This window comes from Alcaligenes sp. (assembly GCF_050255915.1).
GTDB lineage: Bacteria > Pseudomonadota > Gammaproteobacteria > Burkholderiales > Burkholderiaceae_B > Alcaligenes > Alcaligenes aquatilis.
The window spans coordinates 62,859-83,217 of sequence record NZ_JBFWIQ010000004.1; the positions used below are offsets into that span (position 1 = coordinate 62,859).

The following is a 20,359-nucleotide window of genomic DNA, read 5'->3' on the forward strand; positions in this document are numbered from 1 at the left end:
GGTTTTTCAGACAGTGCGTGTCACCGGCCTGGGTTTGCGCACGCGAATGGCCCACCAACACAACAGGGCCCCCGAACACACCATGGCCGAGCCTTGCCAGAAAGTCAGCGTCAAGGGGGCTTGCAGCAAAAAGGTGGACAGGGCGGCTGAAATGACCGGAATAAAGTAAGAAGCGCCGGCCAGTATGGTGACATTGCCATGCAAAATGCCCACGTTCCAGGCGGCATAACCAAAGCCCATCGCAATGGCAGCCAGCAGCAAATACAGTAAAGCGGGCACTGTGAACGTGATGGCAGGCGCGCCTTGGATCAGGTATTTCATCCACAGGGCCGCTGCTGTCAGCATGAAAAACAAGGTGATGCCATTTTTGCCCTGGGCGATGCGGGCGGTCATGGTGCTGTAGCCGGCCCAGATCAGTGCACCGCTAAAGGCCAGGCCGTAGCTCAAGGGATTGTCCTGCACATTCAGCCAGATGTTGTGCAGACCCAAGCCTTGTTCACCGCCCAGAATCCAACTGATACCCATCATGGACAAGAATAGGCCAGGCGCAATCAGCCAGTTGGCTTTTTGCTTATTGAACAAAATAGCGGCCACGATGGTGAAGGTGGGCCACAGATAATTGACCATCCCCACTTCAATAGCCTGCTGGCTGTTATGAGCATAGCCAATCGACAGGGCAAGGCACAGCTCATAACAGACAAACAGGATGCTGCCCCAAAGCAGGTAGCGGCGAGGGAAGTCTCGTAGGCGCACCCAGCCCACCGATAACAGCAGAAAGACGGTAGCCAGGGTGTAAATCAGAGCAGCGCCACCGGTGGCGCCAAGATAGTCGCTGACGCTGCGGATCAGACCGACTATCGTGCTCCAAAGGACAATGGCGATCAGTCCGGTCAGGGTGGCCTTATCAGATTGCTTCATGCTGGTTTTACTGTCTGCCAGGCGCACCGTGGGCAGGTCGTGGCTTTACTTGGCCGAGACGGTGATGGGTTAATGGGCTGGGTCTGTATCAGGCTGTGGCAGTTTGCAAGCAGGATTCTGATGCAGCGCCTCTGCCTTGGTTAAAGACAGACCGATCCGCCTCGGTAAAGGCGCATGACAGTGTACTGTAAGCTGTGTATCGTCTTGGCGCGATCAGGGCGAATAAAGGGATAGGGCAGGGTATTTTCCACATTTTGCTGGCCCGCTCAATAGGGGGCGGGTGCTTACTTTTTGGGGTTTTAAGTCGGCTCTGCGTGTTTACGCTCCGTATGATTTTGAGTGTGAATCGGTTTGACTTAGATCTTTTCTAGGCATATCATTTCAACACGAATTAATCGTGCTGAATTATTTTGTTTGGCTAATTAAATGACCACAGATCAACACTACGATTTACGAATTTTGCGGGCTTTGCGCCAGATTACGCGCTCGATTGCCCTGCATTCCAGGCAGCTGTCGGCGTACAGCAATATCACCGCGCCTCAGTTGATCTGCCTGCGCACCATTATTGAAAAAGGCCCGCTGACGGCTACAGCCATCAGTCGCGAAATGCACGTCAGCCCCAGCACCGTGGTCGGTATTCTGGATCGTCTGGAAGACAAGAAACTGGTGCTGCGTGAGCGCGGTCGTGAAGATCGGCGCATTGTTTTTGTCAGTGCGACACCAGAGGGTAAGACCTTGGCACACGATACGCCATCCCCTTTGCAAAAGAAGCTGTCGGACGCTTTGAAAGAGTTGCCCGAGCTGGAACAGGCCACCATGACCTTGTCCCTGGAGCGCATTGTGCGCTTGCTCGACGCTGACCCGGATGTTGTGCTGGAGGCCGATGAGACGGCCTCGCCTATTCTTGAGGTCCCGGAAGGGGATGTTCCCCCTGAATCCGGGTTGGTGGTTTGACGGATCGACCCAGTCCGGGCAGCTCGGCTGGCAGTGTGACTGCAGCCAATCCTGCCCCCAGTGACCCGGCGCTGATCCTGCGAGCGCCTCAATTGCGCGATGCTGCTGCAATCCATCAACTGATTGCCGACAGTCCGCCCTTGGATCTGAATTCTGAATATCTCTATTTGCTGCTCAGCGAGCACTTTTCCCAGACCTGCGTTATCGCGCAGCGTGGGGAACAAATAGACGGTTTCATCTCTGCCTACTTTCTCCCCGACCGTCCCGATGTGCTCTTTGTGTGGCAAGTTGCCGTGCATGAGCGCGCCCGCGGGCGTCGTCTGGGGCAGGCCATGCTGGAGCACTTACGAGAGCGTTTGCGTGGTCGTTCCCTGCGCTATCTGGAAACGACGGTCAGCCCCGGGAACCGGGCGTCGCGCGGCTTGTTTGCGGCCATGGCACGGCGTTGGGGTGTGCCCATGCAGGAACAGGAATTTTTTGATACCGCCTTGTTTGCCGATCAGGCTCACGAGGCAGAACCTCTATTACGAATCGGCCCCTTGGACTCTGGATAAGGGGACTTTACGCAAAAGAACGGTAGAGCCGGTCTGGTTCGCTGATTGTTGTTTGTCGGCTCAAAAGACACGCCGTTCTATAACCAGGAGAGGAAATATGACTGATTTAAAAATATTCGACCGGATGGAGTCTGAAGTACGGGGCTACGTCCGGTCCTTCCCGGTCATTTTCAACAAAGCCCGAGGCTCGGTTTTGGAGGACGAGTCAGGTCGGCAATACATCGATTTTTTCAGTGGGGCCGGTACGCTCAACTACGGGCACAACAACCCCCATCTGAAAGAAAAGCTGATTGAATACCTGAACACCGACGGCTTGGTACATGGTTTGGACATGGCCACCAGCGCCAAGAAGTATTTTCTTGAAACGGTGGATAAAATTCTGCTCAAACCACGCGGGTGGAACTACCGCTTGCAGTTTACCGGGCCGACGGGCACCAATGCCGTGGAGGCGGCGTTAAAACTGGCACGCCAGGTCAAGGGTCGCCAGAATGTGATTTCCTTTACGCACGGTTTCCACGGCGTCAGCACGGGTTCCCTGGCAGTGACGGCGAATTCCAAGTTTCGTAGTGCAGCAGGTGTCGCCCTTGGCAATACCTCGTTCATGCCCTATGACGGGTACTTGGGCCCGGACGTCAATACGATGGCTTATCTGGAACGTTTGCTGGAAGATCCCAGCAGTGGTTTGGACCATCCTGCCGCGGTCATCGTGGAAACCGTGCAAGGTGAAGGGGGCGTGAACGTTGCCACACAGCGTTGGTTGCGTGAGCTGCAACGTCTGTGCCGCGAGCACGATATGTTGCTGATTGTCGATGACATTCAGGTCGGCTGCGGGCGTACTGGCCGTTTCTTCAGTTTCGAGCAGGCCGGTATCAGCCCTGACATTATTACCTTGTCCAAATCCTTGTCTGGCTTTGGCTTGCCCATGTCCCTGGTCTTGCTGCGTCCTGAGCTGGATGTGTGGAAGCCCAGCGCCCATAACGGTACTTTCCGTGGCAATAACCTGGCGTTCGTGACCGCCGCTCAAGCCCTGGAAAGTTACTGGGCCAACGAGGACTTTGAAGCCGAGATTCAGGGTAAAGAGCGCCAAGTGCGCGATTGGCTGGAAAATCTGGTGCACAGCTACCCCGATCGTGGCTTGAGTGTGCGTGGTCGCGGCCTGATCCAAGGTCTGGTAACCCCACCCGGTGCCGGTCTGGCCAATGAAATTGCCGCACAGGCTTTCAAGCAGGGTTTGGTGGTTGAAACGTCGGGCGCCCATGACGAAGTTCTGAAGCTGCTGCCTGCGCTGACGATCAGCAATGAAGAGCTGACTCAAGGGCTGGACATTATTGAACGCAGCGTGGCGCAGTGCCTGTCCAAGCGTGGCAGCCAAGCCAAGATTCTGAAGATTGGAGGAGCACGCTAATGTTGGTGAAGAACGTACAGGATGTGATTGGAACCCGCGACGAGGTGCGTACAGATACCTGGGTCAGCCGCCGTGTTTTGCTCAAGAAAGACGGCATGGGTTTTTCCTTTCATGAAACCGTTATTTTTCCTGGCACCGAGACGCACATCCACTACCAGAATCACCTGGAAGCGGTATGGTGCATCGAGGGCGATGGTGAAATCGAAACCGTTGCCGACGGCAAGAAATACGAGTTGGGCCCAGGCGTGGTCTACGCTTTGGACCAGCACGACGAACACTATCTGCGTGGTGGTAAAGAGCCGCTGCGAGTGATCTGCGTATTCAATCCGCCCTTGACCGGTCAGGAAGTTCACGATGAGAAAGGGGTTTACCCAGCCATCGTGGAAGACTGAAGACCTAAGGAGAGCATGATGACAGTGACCATGAGCGATCTGTACACATCCCGTACAGAACGAACGGCGGCCATCGTCAGCCGCCAGGAGCCGGTGGTGTATCCGGACCCGGTAGGTAGCCAGCCTTTGAACAAGTCCCAACTGCGGGAGTATGAGGACAACGGCTTTTTGCTGCTGCCCGATTTGTTCAATGCGCAGGAAGTGCAAGCCTTGCTGGGCAATGTGGAGGCGATGAGTGCGGATCCCGGCATCTTGTCCCGAGAAGAGGCCGTGGTGGAAAAAGGCAGTCAGGCCGTGCGCTCGATCTTTCGGGTGCATGAACTTAGCGAGTTGATTGCCCGCCTGGTGCGGGATCCACGTGTGCTGGATGTGGCTCGCCAGATTCTGGGCTCGGAGGTGTATGTGCATCAGTCCCGTGCCAACCTGAAACCGGGCTTTACCGGCAAGGAGTTTTACTGGCACTCGGACTTCGAGACTTGGCATATCGAAGATGGCATGCCGCAGATGCGCGCATTAAGTTGCTCGGTGCTGCTGACGGACAATAATGTGTGCAATGGCCCCTTGATGCTGGTGCCGGGCTCGCACCGCCAGTTCATCTCGTGCACGGGGCAGACACCGGACAACCATTACAAGGAGTCCTTGCGCAAGCAGGAGTATGGCGTGCCCGATCCGATCAGCCTGCGTTTGCTGGTGGATCAAGGCGGCATTGAGGCCATTACGGCCAAGGCCGGTTCGGTGATCTTTTTTGACTGCAATACCTTGCATGGCTCGGCCAGCAATATCTCGCCTTGGCCACGAGCCAATGTGTTTACGGTCTATAACAGCATGGAGAACTGCGTGGGCGATCCCAAGCAGGGGCTGACACCCCGTCCTGCTCATGTGGCGACTCGCGGACAGTTCCCTGTCCTGACGCCATTGAGTGGGCCGTTGCTGGAGCCCTAAGCACGAAGAAGGTCTGTACCTTGCGTGCGGATTTGGCCGGATAAAACGCTCCCTGGATTTGTTTCCAGGGGGCGTTTTTTGTGTATTCAAGACTTTGCATAAGGGGATGAGGCGGCCAGTCTCTGGGACCGAGTTGTGGGCAGACTATTGGTCTTGATCGCATTGACGGGTCTGGGCCCAGGAAAGCAGTGAGCGCAGACAATTCTTTGGTCATGGCTTAGGTCGGAATCATTTGAGATGCTTGCTGGCCAGGATCAGTGGCTTCAATGCACCTAATTGGCCCATTTTTTATTTATATCCGGATAATATTGACTGATTAATAATACCCGGGTAAAAATAGGGCCTTCTTACTTGACGCATTGGTTTTGCTATGAAAACGACTTATCCCCATACTTACACCAGCTTTATGGGCCACCGCCGTATCGCGCACGGTTCCATGCTGGTCAATGTGCTGGCCGTGAAAAAAGTGCTGGAAAGCCAGGTTAACGATCCCGTGTTGATCTTTGACGATGAGACGGGCCGCTTCGTGGATGTGAATACGCACGGGACGGACGAAGAGCTGGCGCAACGCTATGCGTCTGTGGACGTCCCTGAACCTGAGCTTGAGCAGATAAAAGAAGAGGCCCCACGAGGCCGTGGTCGCCCTAAGCTGGGCGTCGTCCCCCGCGAGGTGACCTTGTTGCCACGACATTGGGATTGGCTGGCAACCCAGCCTGGAGGTGCATCGGTTGCCCTACGCAAACTGGTGGAACAAGCCCGCCGAGCCAGTGCCGCCAAAGATCAGCGTCGTCAGGCGCAAGAGCGGGTCTATAACTTCATGACGGCAATCGGTGGCGATTTGCCCGGCTTTGAAGAAGCCATGCGAGCCTTGTTTGCCGATGAGTGGGAGCGATTCAAACAACTGCTGGCAGCCTGGCCGGAAGATGTGCGTGAGCATGCTATCAAACTGGCTGAAGCTCCGGCGACATCCTTGCTTGAATAAGACTTGGGGACAGAGAGCATGAGCACCAAGCCTCAGCCACGTGTTTATCTGGAGCCGGCTCAGGTATCAGGTCGTGCCTTTGTCATGCGCGACGCACGCAAGCGGCGGCCAGTTTTTGGGTTCAGGCGGCCCATTCTTGATTGGTCCGAAACAGGGGCGACGGGATCTGGCTATGCTGGTTTAGCAACAAAGCACAGATTCGTTTTTGGCTTTTGCTGATAAGGCGGATTACCTGGGAGGGCTGGCCCGTCGCCGTGCAGGTTTGGAGAGCTCCCTCTACGGAGCCTTTGCAGGAGATTGACTATTTTTTTGGAAAAAGCCGTTTGAGCGCGGTTCAGGGGAGAGCCACGCTCAAGTGACGCAGTGTTAGCGTTCACGCCGCCTGAATAAAGTTGCTCAAGAACGCCTGCGTTCGTGCTTCCTGCGGGTTGCAGAATACTTGTTCGGGCGGGCCGGATTCCACGATCACGCCTTTATCAAAGAAGCAGACGCGGTCTGAGACTTCCTTGGCAAATTGCATTTCGTGGGTCACCAGCAAAATTGTCAGATCCTGTTCCTGACTCAGCTTTTGGATCACGCCCAGCACTTCGCCCACCAGTTCCGGGTCTAGAGCCGAGGTTGGCTCGTCAAATAGCAGAATGTTCGGTTCCATGGCCAGGGCTCGAGCAATGCCGACGCGCTGTTGCTGCCCGCCAGAGAGCTGGCTGGGGAATTTGTCCGCATGGTCGATCAGGCCCACCAGATCCAGATATTTGGTGGCCCGCTCGCGCGCCTGTTCTTTGGACAGGCCCAGCACATGGGTGGGCGCTTCGGTGACGTTGCGCATCACCGTCATGTGCGGGAACAGGTTGAACTGCTGGAACACCATGCCCATTTCCTTGCGCATTTCGCGCAAATGGTTTTGGCTGGCGGGCACCAACTTGTCATCAACTCGTTCATGCCAGAGAGGTTTGCCTGCTACCGTGATGACGCCTTCGTCGATGGTTTCCAGCGTCATCAGGATACGCAGTACCGTGGATTTACCAGAACCGGAAGGGCCGATGATGGTGACTTTCTCACCAGGCTCTACTTGGAAGTTCAAGGCATCCAGGACAGTGACATCACCGAATTTCTTGGTGACATTGTCAAATTGAATGATGGGGTTTGTAGTGTCAGTCATCGCAGGGGAATTCCTTGCTTGGGCAAGCGCTGGTCCAGCGCTCGTACCCCAGCCGAAGCCAGGAGGGTCAGCAGCAGGTACAGGCCGCCCACCATGGACAGGGGAATGATGTAGTTAAAAGTGCGGTCACCAATAATCTTGGCCACGTTCAGGACTTCCAGCACCGATACGACAGAGAGCACGGGCACGTCCTTCATGATGGACACCAGGTAATTACCCATGGCCGGGATGATGCGTGGGATAGCCTGGGGCAGGGTGATGACCATAAAGGTGCGCAGCGGAGAAATATCCAGCGCGCGGGCGGCTTCAGTCTGGCCGTGAGTAACAGACTCCAGACCGGCTCGATAGACTTCAGACAGATACGCGCTGTATTGCACCCCCAGCGCCAGCGCGCCGGTCAGAAAGGCGGGTAACACGATGCCGTAGTCCGGCAGCACGTAGTACAGGAAAAACAGTTGCACCAGCAAAGGCGTGTCGCGCAGGAATTCGGTCAGTACATAGGCGGGCCAGGAAATCAGGCGCAAACGTACGCTTTTCAGGCCGGCCAGAATCAGTCCTAACACCGCGGCCACACCGAAGCCCAGCACAGCGGCCTGGATGGTGACCCATAAACCTTTGAGTAAGATAGGCAGGATAGACAGCGCAAATGCTCCGTTGCTGCTGGTGTCCCATTCAATACCAAACAGCATGTTCAGCTCCTTTGCGCGCGCCAGCGGCCGGTTGCGCGTTCCAGCAATTTCATCAGGACGGTCAGTACCAGTGCCATGCCAAAGTACATCAGCAAGAGCAGGGTGTAGATGGTGGTGCTGTCCTGGGTGAAGTTGCGTATTTGTTCAGCTCTAAAGCTTAAGTCCCCCAAGCTGATCAAAGAGACCAGGGCCGTATCTTTCAGATTCTGCACGGCCAGATTCCCGAAGCTGGGCATCATCTCGGGGATGGCCTGGGGCAGGCTGATGCGCCACAGGGTTTGGCGCTCCGTAAAGTCCAGGGCCTTGGCGGCTTCCAGTTGGGAGTGTGGCACGGCCTGAATAGCCCCACGTACCACTTCGGCACCATAGGCGCCAATGTTCAGGCCCAAGGCCAGGGTGCCAGCCACGACCGGGTCCAGACGCCAGTCCAGACCCATGGACTCGCCCAGAATCGGCAGGGCAAAGTACAGCCAGAACAGTTGTACCAATAAAGAGGTGCCGCGAAAAACTTCAATAATCGTGATGGACAAAGAGCGCAGGGCGACCGAGTGGGACAGCCGGCCTATGCCCAGAGCAAAGGCGGCGATAGCTCCCACCACGGTTGAATACAGGGTGAGTTGTATGGTGACCCAGGCCCCTTCCATCAGGGGCAAGCTGTAACTTAACCAATCCATATCAGGTTCCAGACAAGGGCAGGCGACGCACGTTGAATGCTCTGTTGGCCCTTGCAAGGAGCCGCGCAGGCCCGTGCGGCCGCCTTACCCGCAGGTGAAGGATCAGGCTTTACACAGCTGTTCCGTGGATTTCTCAAACGAATGCTTGACGTCTTCTTCGGTAAAGCCATGCTTGCTCAGGATGGCTTTCCATTCATCGGTTTTTTTGAACTCAGCCAGTTCCTTGTTGACGGCATCACGCAGGTCCTCGGACTCCTTGGCAAAGGTAAAACCGCCCCAGCTACGGACCGGCTTGCCATTGATGATGGGATCCTTGAATTCGGCAGCCAGTTCCACCTTGCCATCTCCTTTGGAGGCCAGGTCGCTGGCAGTCTGGCCGGTAGCCGCATAGGCATCGGCACGACCTGTGGCTACGGTCGAGATGGCATCGGCGTTGTTGGAAATGGTGACCATGCGCGCGTCAGGCACACCCAGGGCCTGCATCATCTCTAGCTGATCGGCTCCCGCCATGATGGCAATCTTGTGATCGGTCTTGGCGAAGTCTTCGTAAGAGTGGATGTTCTTGGGATTGCCCTTGGCCACCAGCAGGCCTTCGCCGTAAGAGCTGTTGGGCTCGGAGAACAGCACGGTATTGCAGCGTTGCGGCAGGATGGCCATTTCAGCAGCCACCATATCAAAGCGTTTGGCTTGCAGGCCGGGAATCAGGGAGCCGAAATTGGCGGTTTCCCATTTGATTTCTTTGACACCCAGGCGCTCCATGATGGCCTGGGCCACTTCAGGGCCGGCACCTTGGGCTTTGCCGGACATGTCCATATATCCGTACGGAATTTCATTAGCAACGGCGACGCGAATCACGCCGCGCTCTTTGACTTGTTCCAGCGTGACAGCTTGGGCGCTGGAAGCGGCGGCCATGGTGCCCATCAGGGCAAAGGCCAGCGCGCAGAGGGGCTTGGATTGTAGTTTCATCATGAGTCCTTTTTTCGCCTATACCATTTCGTTATAAATGATTTGTTTTACGAAAGATTTGCAGGGAAATCATAGCGCATAAAATCATTCGTACTCAAATTAAATGGATAGAAACTATCGATCAAAAGAACTGATTAGAATTTCTATATAAGCAAAGTAGTTGATCTTAGGGAAAATGCGCGGTGTCTTGAGTGCGCGTTTTCACTATGCTCCCAAGGATTCAAGAGCGCTTGCCCTCTCAAAAGCGCCTGACTTGTGCCTACCTCAGGTTGATTCATGAATAAGTTCGGCGCGCCTTCGGGCGCGCCGACACCTTTTTGGAAAGTGCGCTTTGGCGCGCTTTCAACACTGCTGGTGCGGGAAATGCACGGTATCAAGCAACTGTGCTGACCCAGCAAGAACGCTAAGCCCGCGCGGTGTAGCGTCTCTTGTACCGGCAGCTGGCAACTTCTTCAGATCAGAAGTGCAGCCAGAAGAAAAAGTGGGTGACAGACTTACTTAATGCAAATCATGGAGCTTGTATGCGCACAGAAGAGGGCGGTTTTATGAAACAGCATCTGATTTGGGTGCTGGTTGCGATGCTGGGGGCCTTTTCCCTGGGGACGGTAGCACTGAGCCGGGGGGAGAGCATCAATGCTCTATGGATCGTCGTCGCGGCAGTCTGCGTCTATTTAATTGCCTATCGTTACTACAGTCGTTTCATTGCTCGTAAGGTCTTTGAGCTGGACGCTACCCGCATGACGCCAGCCTGGCGTCATAACGATGGTCTGGACTACGTACCGACCAATAAACATGTGCTCTTTGGGCACCATTTTGCTGCAATTGCAGGTGCTGGTCCATTGGTGGGGCCGGTGCTGGCAGCGCAAATGGGGTATTTGCCCGGCATGCTCTGGATTCTGGCCGGCGTGGTGTTTGCGGGGGCGGTGCAGGACTTCACGGTTCTGTTCATCTCCATGCGCCGTGACGGGCGCTCGCTGGGGGATTTGATCAAGTCCGAACTGGGCACGGTGCCGGGTGTGATCGCGCTGTTTGGCGCTTTTCTGATTATGGTCATCATCCTGGCGGTGCTGGCGCTGATTGTGGTCAAGGCCTTGATCAACTCGCCGTGGGGCACCTTCACGGTGGCAGCAACGATTCCGCTGGCTATCTTCATGGGGATTTATCTGCGTTTCCTAAGGCCAGGCCGCATTGGCGAGGTCTCGGTGATTGGGCTGATCTTCCTGCTGGCCACCATTGTGTATGGTCAGGACGTAGCTGCACATCCAACTTGGGGGCCATTCTTTACCCTGAATGGCGAAGAGCTGACCTGGGCGTTGATTATCTACGGCTTTATTGCTGCCGTGCTGCCCGTGTGGCTGTTGCTGGCGCCGCGTGACTATCTGTCCACTTTCCTGAAAATTGGCACCATTGTGGGGCTGGCCATTGGGATTGTGATCGTGGCACCCGAGCTGAAAATGCCCGCCACCACCCAGTTTATTGATGGCACCGGTCCAGTCTGGTCCGGCAGCTTGTTCCCCTTCCTGTTCATTACCATTGCTTGCGGTGCCGTGTCCGGTTTCCATGCCTTGATTTCCTCGGGCACCACGCCCAAGATGATCGAGAACGAAACCCAGGCGCGCTACATCGGTTACGGTGGCATGCTGATGGAGTCCTTTGTGGCCATCATGGCGTTGGTGGCCGCTTGCGTTATCGAGCCTGGCATTTACTACGCCATGAATAGCCCGGCTGCCTTGATTGGCACCACGCCCGAACAGGCCGCGCAAGTGGTGTCCAGCTGGGGCTTTTTGATTACACCGGCTGACCTGACCCAAATGGCCAGTGACGTGGGTGAAAACAGCATCATTTCTCGTGCCGGTGGTGCTCCTACTCTGGCCGTAGGTATGGCCTTCATCTTGCATAACGTCATCGGCGGGCCTGCGATGATGAGCTTCTGGTACCACTTCGCCATTTTGTTTGAAGCCTTGTTCATTCTGACGGCCGTAGACGCCGGTACGCGTGCAGGTCGTTTTATGCTGCAAGATTTGATGGGAACCTTTGTTCCGGGCTTGCGGCGTACGGAGTCTCTGGTTGCCAACTTGATTGCCACTTCCTTGTGCGTGGCGGCGTGGGGCTACTTCCTGTATCAGGGCGTGGTCGATCCGTTGGGCGGCATCAATACCTTGTGGCCCTTGTTCGGTATTGCCAACCAGATGCTGGCGGCAGTGGCACTGGTCTTGGGTACGGTGGTGCTCTTTAAGATGAAGAAAGACCGCTACGCATGGGTGACCGTGGTTCCCACTCTCTGGCTACTGATTTGCACACTGGTGGCTGGCTTTCAGAAAATGTTCCACCCCGATCCCAAGATCGGCTTTTTGGCCCACGCCAAGGTGTACCAGCAAGGTCTGGCCGAACAAACCGTCATGGCACCGGCCAAATCACTGGAGCAGATGCAGCAGGTCATTTTCAACGATTACGTGAACTCCACCTTGTGTGGTCTGTTCATTTTCGTGGTCTTGAGCATGGTGTTCTTTGGCATACGTTGCGTGTTGAAAGCGCGCCGCAGCACAGAGCCGCATTCTGCCCAGACCCCCTACCAGCCATTGCCGGCTCAAGCGGCAGCAGGAGCTTGATATGAAAGGCTTATTGACCGGAGCGATCTCGCGCAGTGCCCAGGCAGGGCGGGGTACCGGGCGCTATCTGGCCACAACCTTGCGCCTGATGGTGGGCGTGCCTGATTACGAAACCTATTTGAATCATATGCGGGTGAATCACCCCGATCAGAAACCGATGGAATACGCCGAATTTTTCCGCGAGCGACAGCAAGCGCGTTATGGCGGAAAAGGACGGATAGCGTGTTGCTAAATTGGGCAGCTAAGGGCCAGAACCTTGTGTTTTGGCCCTTTCGCATCTGAGCAGGACAGATAGCGATCAGTTTTGTATACAGATGTAAAAATAAGACAAACAAGCCAGCTAAAAGATTTATCGTGATTTTTTGCGATAACACGAAACAAAAGGGCCAATAAAAAATTCTAAACGAAATGATAGTTTCGTTTGGTGGTGTTTTTTAGCGGCTTGTTGGTATAAATATTTTGTTATTCTGCATTTTTGTGGGTGAATCTTGCCGGTTTTGTTGGCGGCACGTCCGGAACTGTGTTAGGATTTTTCCCATGACTTTCGCAACCCCCGTTTTCTTCTTTTATTTTTATGCTTTTCCGATGCCGCTGGTGGAGGAAAGGACGGGTTGCACCAAACACAAGTAAGACCCAAATCCTGAAATAAGCCGCCAGCATTGTCCGGGCGGCTTTTTTTTCGTTTGCCCCCGGACCTGGCAAACCAACTGGAGTTCAATCGTGTCGCACAATACTGATGATTTACGGATTCGTGAAATTAAGGAGCTGTCTCCCCCATCCCATGTGATGCGCGAGTTCCCGTGTACCTCTGCTGTCTCGACCACGGTTCACAAGGCACGTCGCAGCATTCACAAGATTCTTCACGAACGCGATGATCGTCTGGTGGTCGTGGTGGGCCCTTGTTCCATTCACGATACTGAAGCTGCAATGGACTACGCCCGCCGTTTGACGGTGGAGCGCAAGCGTTTTGCGCCCGAGCTGGAAATTGTGATGCGTGTGTACTTCGAAAAGCCACGTACCACAGTAGGCTGGAAAGGGCTGATCAACGACCCGTTCATGGATGGCAGTTTCAACATCAATCAGGGTTTGCGTACGGCGCGTGAATTGCTGCTGGCCGTCAACCAGTTGGATTTGCCCGCAGGCTGCGAGTTCCTGGACATGATTACCCCCCAGTACATTGCCGATCTGGTGTCCTGGGGCGCCATTGGTGCTCGTACGACGGAAAGCCAGGTTCACCGCGAGCTGTCCTCCGGATTGTCCTGCCCCGTGGGCTTCAAAAATGGCACGGATGGCAATATTCGTATTGCTCTGGACGCGATCAAGGCCGCTTCGCAGCCGCACCATTTCCTGTCGGTCACCAAGGGTGGTCACTCCGCCATTGTGTCCACCGTGGGCAATAACGATTGCCACGTGATTCTGCGCGGTGGCAAGACGCCGAACTACGATGCTGAAAACGTCGAGGCAACCAGCCAGGCCATGATCAAGGCCGGCATGGTGCCGCGTGTGATGGTCGATGCCAGCCACGCCAACAGCAATAAAGACTACCGCCGTCAGCCCGAAGTGCTGGCCGATGTGGCCGGTCAGATCTCGGGCGGCGATATGCGTATCTGCGGCGTGATGATCGAAAGCCATCTGGTAGGCGGTCGTCAGGACGTGGTGGAAGGCAAGCCCTTGACCTACGGCCAAAGCATCACCGACGGTTGCATTGATTGGGATGACACCGTGGTGGTTCTGGAAAAACTGGCCCAAGCGGTGCGTCAGCGTCGCCAGGCGCGAGTCGCTCTTGAAGAGGGGGCACTTAGCCACTCATAATAGGGTTTTGCCTTTTTGGAATGCTCATGAATGCTCCCGATCATGCCGATCTAGCGCGGCGCCCTTTACCTGAAGGTTTTGTAGAAGCCTTGCAGGCTCAGTTCCAAGAGCGGTGCTCGCTTTCTCACGCCGTGCGTGAACACCATGGACGGGATGAATCGCCGTATCCACCCATGCTGCCTGATGTGGTTGTTTTTGCTCGCAGCACAGAAGAAGTCGCCTGGGTGGCGCGGCATTGCCATGAGCACCATGTGCCCCTGATTCCTTACGGGGCTGGTTCCTCGCTGGAAGGGCATTTTCTGGCGATTCAAGGTGGCGTCAGTCTGGACTTGTCCGGCATGGACGAGATCGTGGCGATCAATGCCGAGGACTTCACCGCGACAGTGCAGGCTGGCGTGACACGCATGGCCCTGAATGAGCATATCCGTGACACAGGTTTGTTCTTCCCCATCGATCCCGGTGCGGATGCCAGCCTGGGTGGGATGGCTGCAACCCGCGCTTCAGGTACCAATGCCGTACGCTACGGCACCATGCGTGAAAACGTCCTGACTCTGAAGGTCGTGACGGCAGACGGCCGCATTATCGATACGGCTAATCGCGCCAAGAAATCCTCGGCCGGTTACGACCTGACTCGCTTGTTCATTGGTAGCGAAGGCACGCTGGGCATCATTACCGAAGTGACGGTCCGCCTGTACCCGCAGCCCGAAGCCATTTCCGCCGCCATCTGTAATTTCCCCGATCTGCGCTCTGCCGTGCAAAGCGTGATCGAGGTCATTCAAATGGGTATCCCAATTGCGCGTGTCGAGTTCATGGATGCCGCAGCAGTGCGTGCCACCAATGCCTACAGCAAGCTAACGCTGAAAGAGTCGCCCCTGCTGCTGTTTGAATTTCACGGCAGCCCCAGCGGTGTGCAGGAGCAGGCTCAGGTGGTTCAGGAAATTACCCGCGAGAACGGCGGGATGGACTTTGAATGGGCCGATAAGGCCGAGGACCGTTCGCGTTTGTGGACGGCTCGACACAATGCCTACTTTGCCGGTTTGCAACTGCGCCCTGGCTGCCGCTCCAGCACCACAGACGTTTGTGTGCCTATTTCCGCCCTGGCAGAATGTGTGGCGCAAACCGCGGCCGATATGGATCAGGCTCCGTTCCCGTACACCATCGTGGGCCACGTGGGCGATGGCAACTTCCACGTCCTGATGCTGCTCGATGCCGATAGCCAGGAAGAGTGGGACGAGTCCGAGCGCCTGAATCATCGTCTGGTAGAGCGTGCCATTGCCATGCAAGGCACCTGCACGGGTGAGCACGGCGTAGGTCTGCACAAGATGGAGTTCATGCTGGCCGAGCACGGTCAGGATGCCCTGGATGTGATGAGCAGCATCAAGCATGCGCTGGATCCTCATAACATCATGAACCCTGGCAAGATGTTGCCTGCGCGTCCTCTGGGCTGATCGCGCTTGAGTCACACTTGAGTTGGCCTGAAAGCCCGGACCTTGTGTCTGGGCTTTCGTGTCTTGGGCAGTACCGTTTTCCAGAAACCCCAGGCACTGGCAGCGTCGGCCTGTACATGCGTCAGGGCAGGCGTACAATGCCTTTTTTAGTTAGTCAGGTGTGCGCCGGACCATCGGTCTGCCTGCTGCGACACCTTTCATCATCACTGCAATGACTATTTCCACCAAAAAAGGTCGCGTCGTTATCGGAATGTCCGGCGGCGTGGACTCCTCTGTCTCGGCCTGGTTGCTTAAAGAGCAAGGCTATGAAGTCGTGGGCCTGTTCATGAAGAACTGGGAAGACGACGACGATTCCGAATTCTGCTCCTCGCGCCAGGATTGGCTGGATGCGGCCAGCGTGGCCGATCTGGTCGGGGTCGAGATTGAGGCGGTCAACTTCGCAGCAGAATATAAAGACCGCGTGTTTGCGGAGTTCTTGCGGGAATACTCGGCGGGCCGTACCCCGAATCCCGATGTTCTGTGCAATGCGGAAATCAAATTCAAGGCCTTTCTGGACCACGCCATGACCTTGGGCGCTGATTGGATTGCGACCGGCCATTACGCTCGCGTGCGTGGTGTGCCCATGACCGGGGGCGGTACAGACTACCAGTTGCTCAAAGGTCTGGATGCTTCTAAGGATCAAAGTTATTTTTTGCACCGCCTGAATCAGGCGCAGTTGTCGCGCACCTTGTTTCCTTTGGGCGAGATCAACAAGCAGGAAGTGCGCCGTATTGCCGAAGAACTGAAGCTGCCCAATGCGGCTAAAAAAGACTCAACCGGCATTTGCTTTATTGGCGAGCGTCCTTTCCGCGAGTTCCTGAATCGCTATCTGCCCACTCAACCCGGTCCGATCAAGACACCGGAAGGGCAGGTGCTGGGTCAGCACGTGGGCCTGGCTTTCCACACCTATGGTCAGCGCAAGGGTTTGGGCATTGGTGGCGTCAAGGGCAAGCAGCGCGAAGACGGTACCGCCGACGCCTGGTATGCCGCCCGTAAAGACTTGGCTACAAACACCTTGTATGTTGTGCAAGGGCACGATCACCCCTGGCTGTTGCAGTCCGAATTGAAGGCTGAGCAGACTAGCTGGGTAGCAGGCCATCCGCCGGCGTTAGGCCCGATTCATGCCAAGACCCGCTATCGCCAGGCTGATGCCGCCTGCACGGTGCTGGCGGCTGAAGGTGATAGCCTGTCTCTGCATTTTGATCAGCCTCAGTGGGCTGTAACCCCCGGTCAGTCCGTGGTCTTGTACGACGGTGACCGCTGCCTGGGCGGCGGCATTATTCAATAAGAGGCGGGCATGGATCCCATTCTTGTCATCAGTTTGCTGGTGCTGGGTGCCGGTATAGGGTTGGCCGCGGGTCTGTTGGGGATTGGCGGGGGCATGATTCTGGTGCCATTCCTGACCTTCCTGCTGCCCTTGTTTGGCGTGCCACAAGAGTTGGCCGTGCACGCCTCCATTGCCACGGCCATGGCTACGATTTTGTTTACTTCCTTATCCAGCGTGCGGGCGCACCATAAACATGGTGCTATCCGTTGGGACGTGGTCAAGGTGATGGTGCCCGGTTTGATCGTGGGCGGGCTGCTGTCGGGCGGCGCGATTTTTGCCATGATCAACAGCACGGCGCTGGCGATTGTGTTCGGTGTGTTCGTCTTGTATTCGGCTTCAAAAATGGCGCGCAAGTCGACCCCGGTGCAAGGCCGCTCCTTGCCTGCCCCATTTTGGATCGCTGCCATGGGCGCCTTGATCGGTTTCGTCTCCGGTCTGTTGGGTGCGGGCGGGGCCTTCTTGTCCGTCCCTTTCATGCTGCGTGGCAATGTGCCTGTGCGACAGGCCGTCGCCACTTCGGCTGCACTGGGCTTTTTCATCGCGCTGGCCAATAGCGTGGGCTATATCTGGTCCGGTCAGGCCACTTTCGGCAGCCATCCTGGCATGATTGGCTTTATCTACTGGCCTGCCTTGTTGATCGTTTCGGCCACCAGTATTTGTACCGCGCCCTTGGGCGCCAGCCTGGCCCACAAAATTGACCAGGTGACGCTTAAGCGTATTTTTGCCAGCATGCTGACTGTGCTGGCGATCTATATGATTACGCAGGCCATTACACAGCTTTGATGTCTTTACGCTGGGCTTTGCCAAAGGCAGAGTCCAGTCCATTCAATTCGGTTTCTTCTGCCGGCTCAAACACGCCCCCTTTAGTCCATTGAATCGCTGTCCGTAGCGCGGCAATCGCCTGCTCGCTTTGCGGCAGTGTGCGGCCATAGGCATGGAACTCGTGCGTCATGTCCGGCCAGACATCCAGCCGAATGCCGGCTCCTTGCTTATGCGCCTCTTGGGCAAAATCGCGAATCATGTCCACCAGAATCTCCTTGCCGCCTGCCTGAATGTAGATGGGGGCTAGATGGCGAAGATCCTGGGCAATGGGAGAGAGTTGATCGTCACTCCAGAGGCCGTTGCCCTTCAGCCATTGACCGTATTGCAGTGTTTGATAGCCCTGCACCATATCGTAGCGATCATAGCCAAACTGGCTGGCGCCGCGTCGTCCTATATCCGTCCAGGGGCTTAGTGCCAAGGCCAGAGAAGGTTGGGGCAGTCCGGCCTGGCGCAGGCTGACTAGGGTCATCAGCACCAGGTGTCCGCCTGCCGAGTCGCCTGCCAGGACAATATCCTGCGCGGGGATGCCACGTTTGAGCAGATAGCGGTAGGCCTCTAGCGCATCTTCCTGTTGGGCTGGGTGAGGATGTTCCGGGGTCAGGCGATAGTCCACGGCGAAGATGGGTATTTGCAGCTTGTGGGCCAGCAGACGAGTGAAGTGGCGCGACACGATTGGGTAGAACGCATAGCCGCCGCCATGAAAGTACAAGATGGTTTTGCTGCTGTTTGGGCGATCTGGAGTGAACCAGTCTCCCCGTGGTTCTGGGGACGTGCTGGCCTGCATCTGGACGGGCAAGTCCGGTTCGGCAATCGTGTACAGGCTGTCGAAATAGGCGCGGCCTTCAGCTAGGGTTGGCAAGCGGAAGGCGTGGTTGAACTGCTTGCGATAGAACAGGGTGGCGATTTCAAAAGGCACAGACCAGCCGGACACCAGCGGCTTGGCGATGATACGTCGGGCCAGTACGTCTATGGTGGTGGCCCAGAGGGTGAGGGCGCTTCGCCAACGATGAGACCAGGATCCTTGCAAAATAGTTTTAGGCATAAGAGGGCGGGGCTGAAGTAGGATAAAGGGACTTTCAGTGTGGCCCGTCTTGCCTGGGCCGGATAGAACGGAAACGACTTGCCATGTCTGCTTTGCCTTGTGCCCGTTTGCATCGCCCCAGCCGAAAAACCGCGGCCAGCATCCATCTGGGGGTGGAGCGTGATACCCGTGGTTTGGCTCTGCCGTCGGAGCAGCGTTTGAATTTTTATCCAGCCTCGCCCCTGGTGGTTTTGTCGTGGGTTTTTCATGGCCAACTGCACATGGTTCAGACGCCAGCGAATGGGGGGGCTCCGGTACTGTCAGAGGCCCTTCCCAGCATGTTGTTTGCCGGGCCGTCGCGTACACCGTCCATTAGCTGGTCTCCGGGATCTGTCCATGCGATTTCGATTGGACTTTACCCCGATGCCTTCAAGCGTGTGTTTGGTATAGAGGCCAGCGACTTGATGGATCTGGTACTGCCTATGGAGCAGGTTTTGCCTGCTTCTAGTTGTCAGGCCCTTGGACAGGTAGGCACTGGAGATGGCCCTTTATTTCAGCAGCTGGAGTCAGCAATCCAACGTTGCGCCCATGGCGGTCTGGCAACAGGCGGTGCTGCTACCTTGAACCATTGGTTGACGGCTTTGGGGATGAAAATAGCAGCAACTTGCACGGGAACGGGCTTGCGTCAGATGCAACGGCAATTCAAGCGTTGGGCTGGGCAGAGTCAGCGTGAGCTACAGCTTTATGTGCGTGCAGAGCGTGCTTTTGCCCTGGTGCAGCAGCAGGAAAATCCGGTCTGGTCCGATGTGGCGCTGCAGGCCGGGTATAGCGACCAGTCTCATTTTGGCAGAGAGGTCAAACGAATTTCCGGCTTTTCGCCGGCCCAGTTTGCCCAGCGCATGAAGACCGATGAGGCCTTCTGGATGTATCGTTTGCTGGGTAAGTCCTGAGGTGGCAGACATAAAAAAACCCATTCAAAAGAATGGGCCCTTGCTTGCTGGCGCAACGCTCACTGCGTAGGCGGTAAGGTGCTGGCAAACGAGGGACGCGCTTGGAGTTTTTCATCCAGGCGTTGCAGATTGCCGTACTGCGAGCGCCAGTCCAGCTCAGGAAAGCGCAGGTCCAGATAACCCAGTGCGCAGCCTACGGCAATGTCGGCCAGGCTAAAGCTGGTGCCCATGCAAAAGGACTGATCACCCAGGGTGTTGTTCATCGATTGCAGGGCAGCGGTGATTTTGCTGTTCTGGCGGTCAATCCAGGCGGGCAGACGTAGCTCTTGGGGGCGGCGATTTTCCACCACGATGGCAACGCAGGCGTCAAGCAAGCCATCGGCAATGGCTTCCCAGCATTTGACTGCAGCGCGATCACGTCCGGCTTGGGGGATCAGGCGGCCGACGGGCGAGAGGGTATCCAGATATTCGACGATCACGCGGGAATCAAACAAGCTTGCCTGATCATCCATAATCAGACAGGGAACTTTGCCCAGTGGATTGTGTTTCAGAATATCGCTGTCATCGGCCCACACATCCTCCAGAATCAGCTCGTAATCGAGCTTTTTTTCCGCCATGACAACACGCACTTTGCGCGCGTATGGGCTGGTGAGGGAAGCTATAAGTTTCATAAAAAGCTATCAAAAGTTGCAGGCT

At 56.0% G+C, this 20,359-nt stretch carries 20 protein-coding genes; 13 read left to right on the forward strand and 7 right to left on the reverse strand.

Going from position 1 to position 20,359, the window contains the following annotated elements; genetic code table 11:
• Nucleotides 1–6: 6 nt before the first annotated feature.
• Nucleotides 7–918 carry an aromatic amino acid DMT transporter YddG gene (gene yddG / locus AB7E06_RS06205; RefSeq protein WP_427955740.1) on the reverse strand — a complete coding sequence of 304 codons (912 nt, stop codon included), beginning with the start codon at nucleotides 916–918 and terminating at the stop codon, nucleotides 7–9.
• Nucleotides 919–1,344: 426 nt separating this feature from the next.
• On the opposite strand from yddG, the gene AB7E06_RS06210 reads away from it, so the two are divergent.
• The 6 genes from AB7E06_RS06210 (at nucleotide 1,345) to AB7E06_RS06235 (ending at nucleotide 6,147) form a co-directional block, all read left to right on the forward strand.
• The gene (locus AB7E06_RS06210) at nucleotides 1,345–1,872 is read left to right on the forward strand and encodes a MarR family winged helix-turn-helix transcriptional regulator (RefSeq protein ID WP_042481944.1); all 528 of its coding nucleotides are present in this window, start codon (nucleotides 1,345–1,347) and stop codon (nucleotides 1,870–1,872) included.
• The gene (gene ectA / locus AB7E06_RS06215; RefSeq protein WP_427955743.1) at nucleotides 1,869–2,426 is read left to right on the forward strand and encodes a diaminobutyrate acetyltransferase; all 558 of its coding nucleotides are present in this window, start codon (nucleotides 1,869–1,871) and stop codon (nucleotides 2,424–2,426) included. The genes AB7E06_RS06210 and ectA overlap by 4 nt, the downstream gene beginning before the upstream one ends.
• 97 nt (nucleotides 2,427–2,523) lie before the next feature.
• Nucleotides 2,524–3,831: a diaminobutyrate--2-oxoglutarate transaminase gene (gene ectB, locus AB7E06_RS06220; RefSeq protein WP_094197232.1), complete on the forward strand. Its 1,308-nt coding sequence runs from the start codon at nucleotides 2,524–2,526 to the stop codon at nucleotides 3,829–3,831.
• A complete protein-coding gene (locus tag AB7E06_RS06225) occupies nucleotides 3,831–4,223 on the forward strand; it encodes an ectoine synthase (RefSeq protein ID WP_094197231.1) in 393 nt (130 codons plus the stop codon). The genes ectB and AB7E06_RS06225 overlap by 1 nt, the downstream gene beginning before the upstream one ends.
• Nucleotides 4,224–4,241: 18 nt before the next feature.
• Nucleotides 4,242–5,165, forward strand: a complete 924-nt coding sequence (thpD, locus tag AB7E06_RS06230) for an ectoine hydroxylase (protein ID WP_395029778.1) — start codon at nucleotides 4,242–4,244, stop codon at nucleotides 5,163–5,165.
• A 370-nt stretch (nucleotides 5,166–5,535) separates the two neighbouring features.
• Complete coding sequence (locus AB7E06_RS06235) at nucleotides 5,536–6,147, forward strand: DUF2239 family protein (protein ID WP_094197228.1); 612 nt, start codon at nucleotides 5,536–5,538, stop codon at nucleotides 6,145–6,147.
• A 373-nt stretch (nucleotides 6,148–6,520) separates the two neighbouring features.
• On the opposite strand, the gene ehuA is transcribed toward AB7E06_RS06235, so the two are convergent.
• From ehuA to ehuB, 4 genes are all read right to left on the reverse strand, one after another.
• The gene (ehuA, locus tag AB7E06_RS06240) at nucleotides 6,521–7,306 is read right to left on the reverse strand and encodes an ectoine/hydroxyectoine ABC transporter ATP-binding protein EhuA (RefSeq protein WP_094197227.1); all 786 of its coding nucleotides are present in this window, start codon (nucleotides 7,304–7,306) and stop codon (nucleotides 6,521–6,523) included.
• On the reverse strand, nucleotides 7,303–7,995 hold the full coding sequence (gene ehuD, locus AB7E06_RS06245) for an ectoine/hydroxyectoine ABC transporter permease subunit EhuD (protein WP_083053302.1): 693 nt from the start codon (nucleotides 7,993–7,995) through the stop codon (nucleotides 7,303–7,305). Before ehuD ends, ehuA begins: the two co-directional genes overlap by 4 nt.
• Before the next feature lie 2 nt (nucleotides 7,996–7,997).
• A complete protein-coding gene (gene ehuC, locus AB7E06_RS06250) occupies nucleotides 7,998–8,669 on the reverse strand; it encodes an ectoine/hydroxyectoine ABC transporter permease subunit EhuC (RefSeq protein WP_094197226.1) in 672 nt (223 codons plus the stop codon).
• Nucleotides 8,670–8,771: 102 nt separating this feature from the next.
• Nucleotides 8,772–9,638: an ectoine/hydroxyectoine ABC transporter substrate-binding protein EhuB gene (ehuB, locus tag AB7E06_RS06255; RefSeq protein WP_108727711.1), complete on the reverse strand. Its 867-nt coding sequence runs from the start codon at nucleotides 9,636–9,638 to the stop codon at nucleotides 8,772–8,774.
• A gap of 518 nt (nucleotides 9,639–10,156) precedes the next feature.
• Here ehuB and AB7E06_RS06260 point away from each other — a divergent pair.
• From AB7E06_RS06260 to AB7E06_RS06285, 6 genes are all read left to right on the forward strand, one after another.
• Nucleotides 10,157–12,244 carry a carbon starvation CstA family protein gene (locus tag AB7E06_RS06260; RefSeq protein WP_094197224.1) on the forward strand — a complete coding sequence of 696 codons (2,088 nt, stop codon included), beginning with the start codon at nucleotides 10,157–10,159 and terminating at the stop codon, nucleotides 12,242–12,244.
• A 1-nt stretch (nucleotide 12,245) separates the two neighbouring features.
• A complete protein-coding gene (locus AB7E06_RS06265) occupies nucleotides 12,246–12,476 on the forward strand; it encodes a YbdD/YjiX family protein (protein WP_009456207.1) in 231 nt (76 codons plus the stop codon).
• A 485-nt stretch (nucleotides 12,477–12,961) separates the two neighbouring features.
• Complete coding sequence (aroG, locus tag AB7E06_RS06270) at nucleotides 12,962–14,056, forward strand: 3-deoxy-7-phosphoheptulonate synthase AroG (protein ID WP_269467009.1); 1,095 nt, start codon at nucleotides 12,962–12,964, stop codon at nucleotides 14,054–14,056.
• Between the two features lie 26 nt (nucleotides 14,057–14,082).
• Nucleotides 14,083–15,504 carry an FAD-binding oxidoreductase gene (locus AB7E06_RS06275; RefSeq protein ID WP_094197221.1) on the forward strand — a complete coding sequence of 474 codons (1,422 nt, stop codon included), beginning with the start codon at nucleotides 14,083–14,085 and terminating at the stop codon, nucleotides 15,502–15,504.
• A gap of 211 nt (nucleotides 15,505–15,715) precedes the next feature.
• Nucleotides 15,716–16,831, forward strand: coding sequence for a tRNA 2-thiouridine(34) synthase MnmA (gene mnmA, locus AB7E06_RS06280; protein WP_108727707.1), 1,116 nt, complete (start codon nucleotides 15,716–15,718; stop codon nucleotides 16,829–16,831).
• Between the two features lie 9 nt (nucleotides 16,832–16,840).
• Nucleotides 16,841–17,653, forward strand: a complete 813-nt coding sequence (locus AB7E06_RS06285) for a sulfite exporter TauE/SafE family protein (protein ID WP_094197219.1) — start codon at nucleotides 16,841–16,843, stop codon at nucleotides 17,651–17,653.
• Here AB7E06_RS06285 and AB7E06_RS06290 read toward each other — a convergent pair.
• The gene (locus AB7E06_RS06290; RefSeq protein WP_427955754.1) at nucleotides 17,640–18,734 is read right to left on the reverse strand and encodes an alpha/beta hydrolase; all 1,095 of its coding nucleotides are present in this window, start codon (nucleotides 18,732–18,734) and stop codon (nucleotides 17,640–17,642) included. The two genes, AB7E06_RS06285 and AB7E06_RS06290, sit on opposite strands and share 14 nt — an antisense overlap.
• A gap of 83 nt (nucleotides 18,735–18,817) precedes the next feature.
• On the opposite strand from AB7E06_RS06290, the gene AB7E06_RS06295 reads away from it, so the two are divergent.
• Complete coding sequence (locus AB7E06_RS06295) at nucleotides 18,818–19,663, forward strand: helix-turn-helix domain-containing protein (protein ID WP_427955757.1); 846 nt, start codon at nucleotides 18,818–18,820, stop codon at nucleotides 19,661–19,663.
• A 59-nt stretch (nucleotides 19,664–19,722) separates the two neighbouring features.
• Here the strand turns inward: AB7E06_RS06295 and AB7E06_RS06300 are convergent, their stop codons facing one another.
• Entirely contained in the window at nucleotides 19,723–20,334 is a 612-nt protein-coding gene (locus AB7E06_RS06300; protein WP_094197216.1) for a glutathione S-transferase family protein, read from the reverse strand.
• Nucleotides 20,335–20,359: the final 25 nt, after the last annotated feature.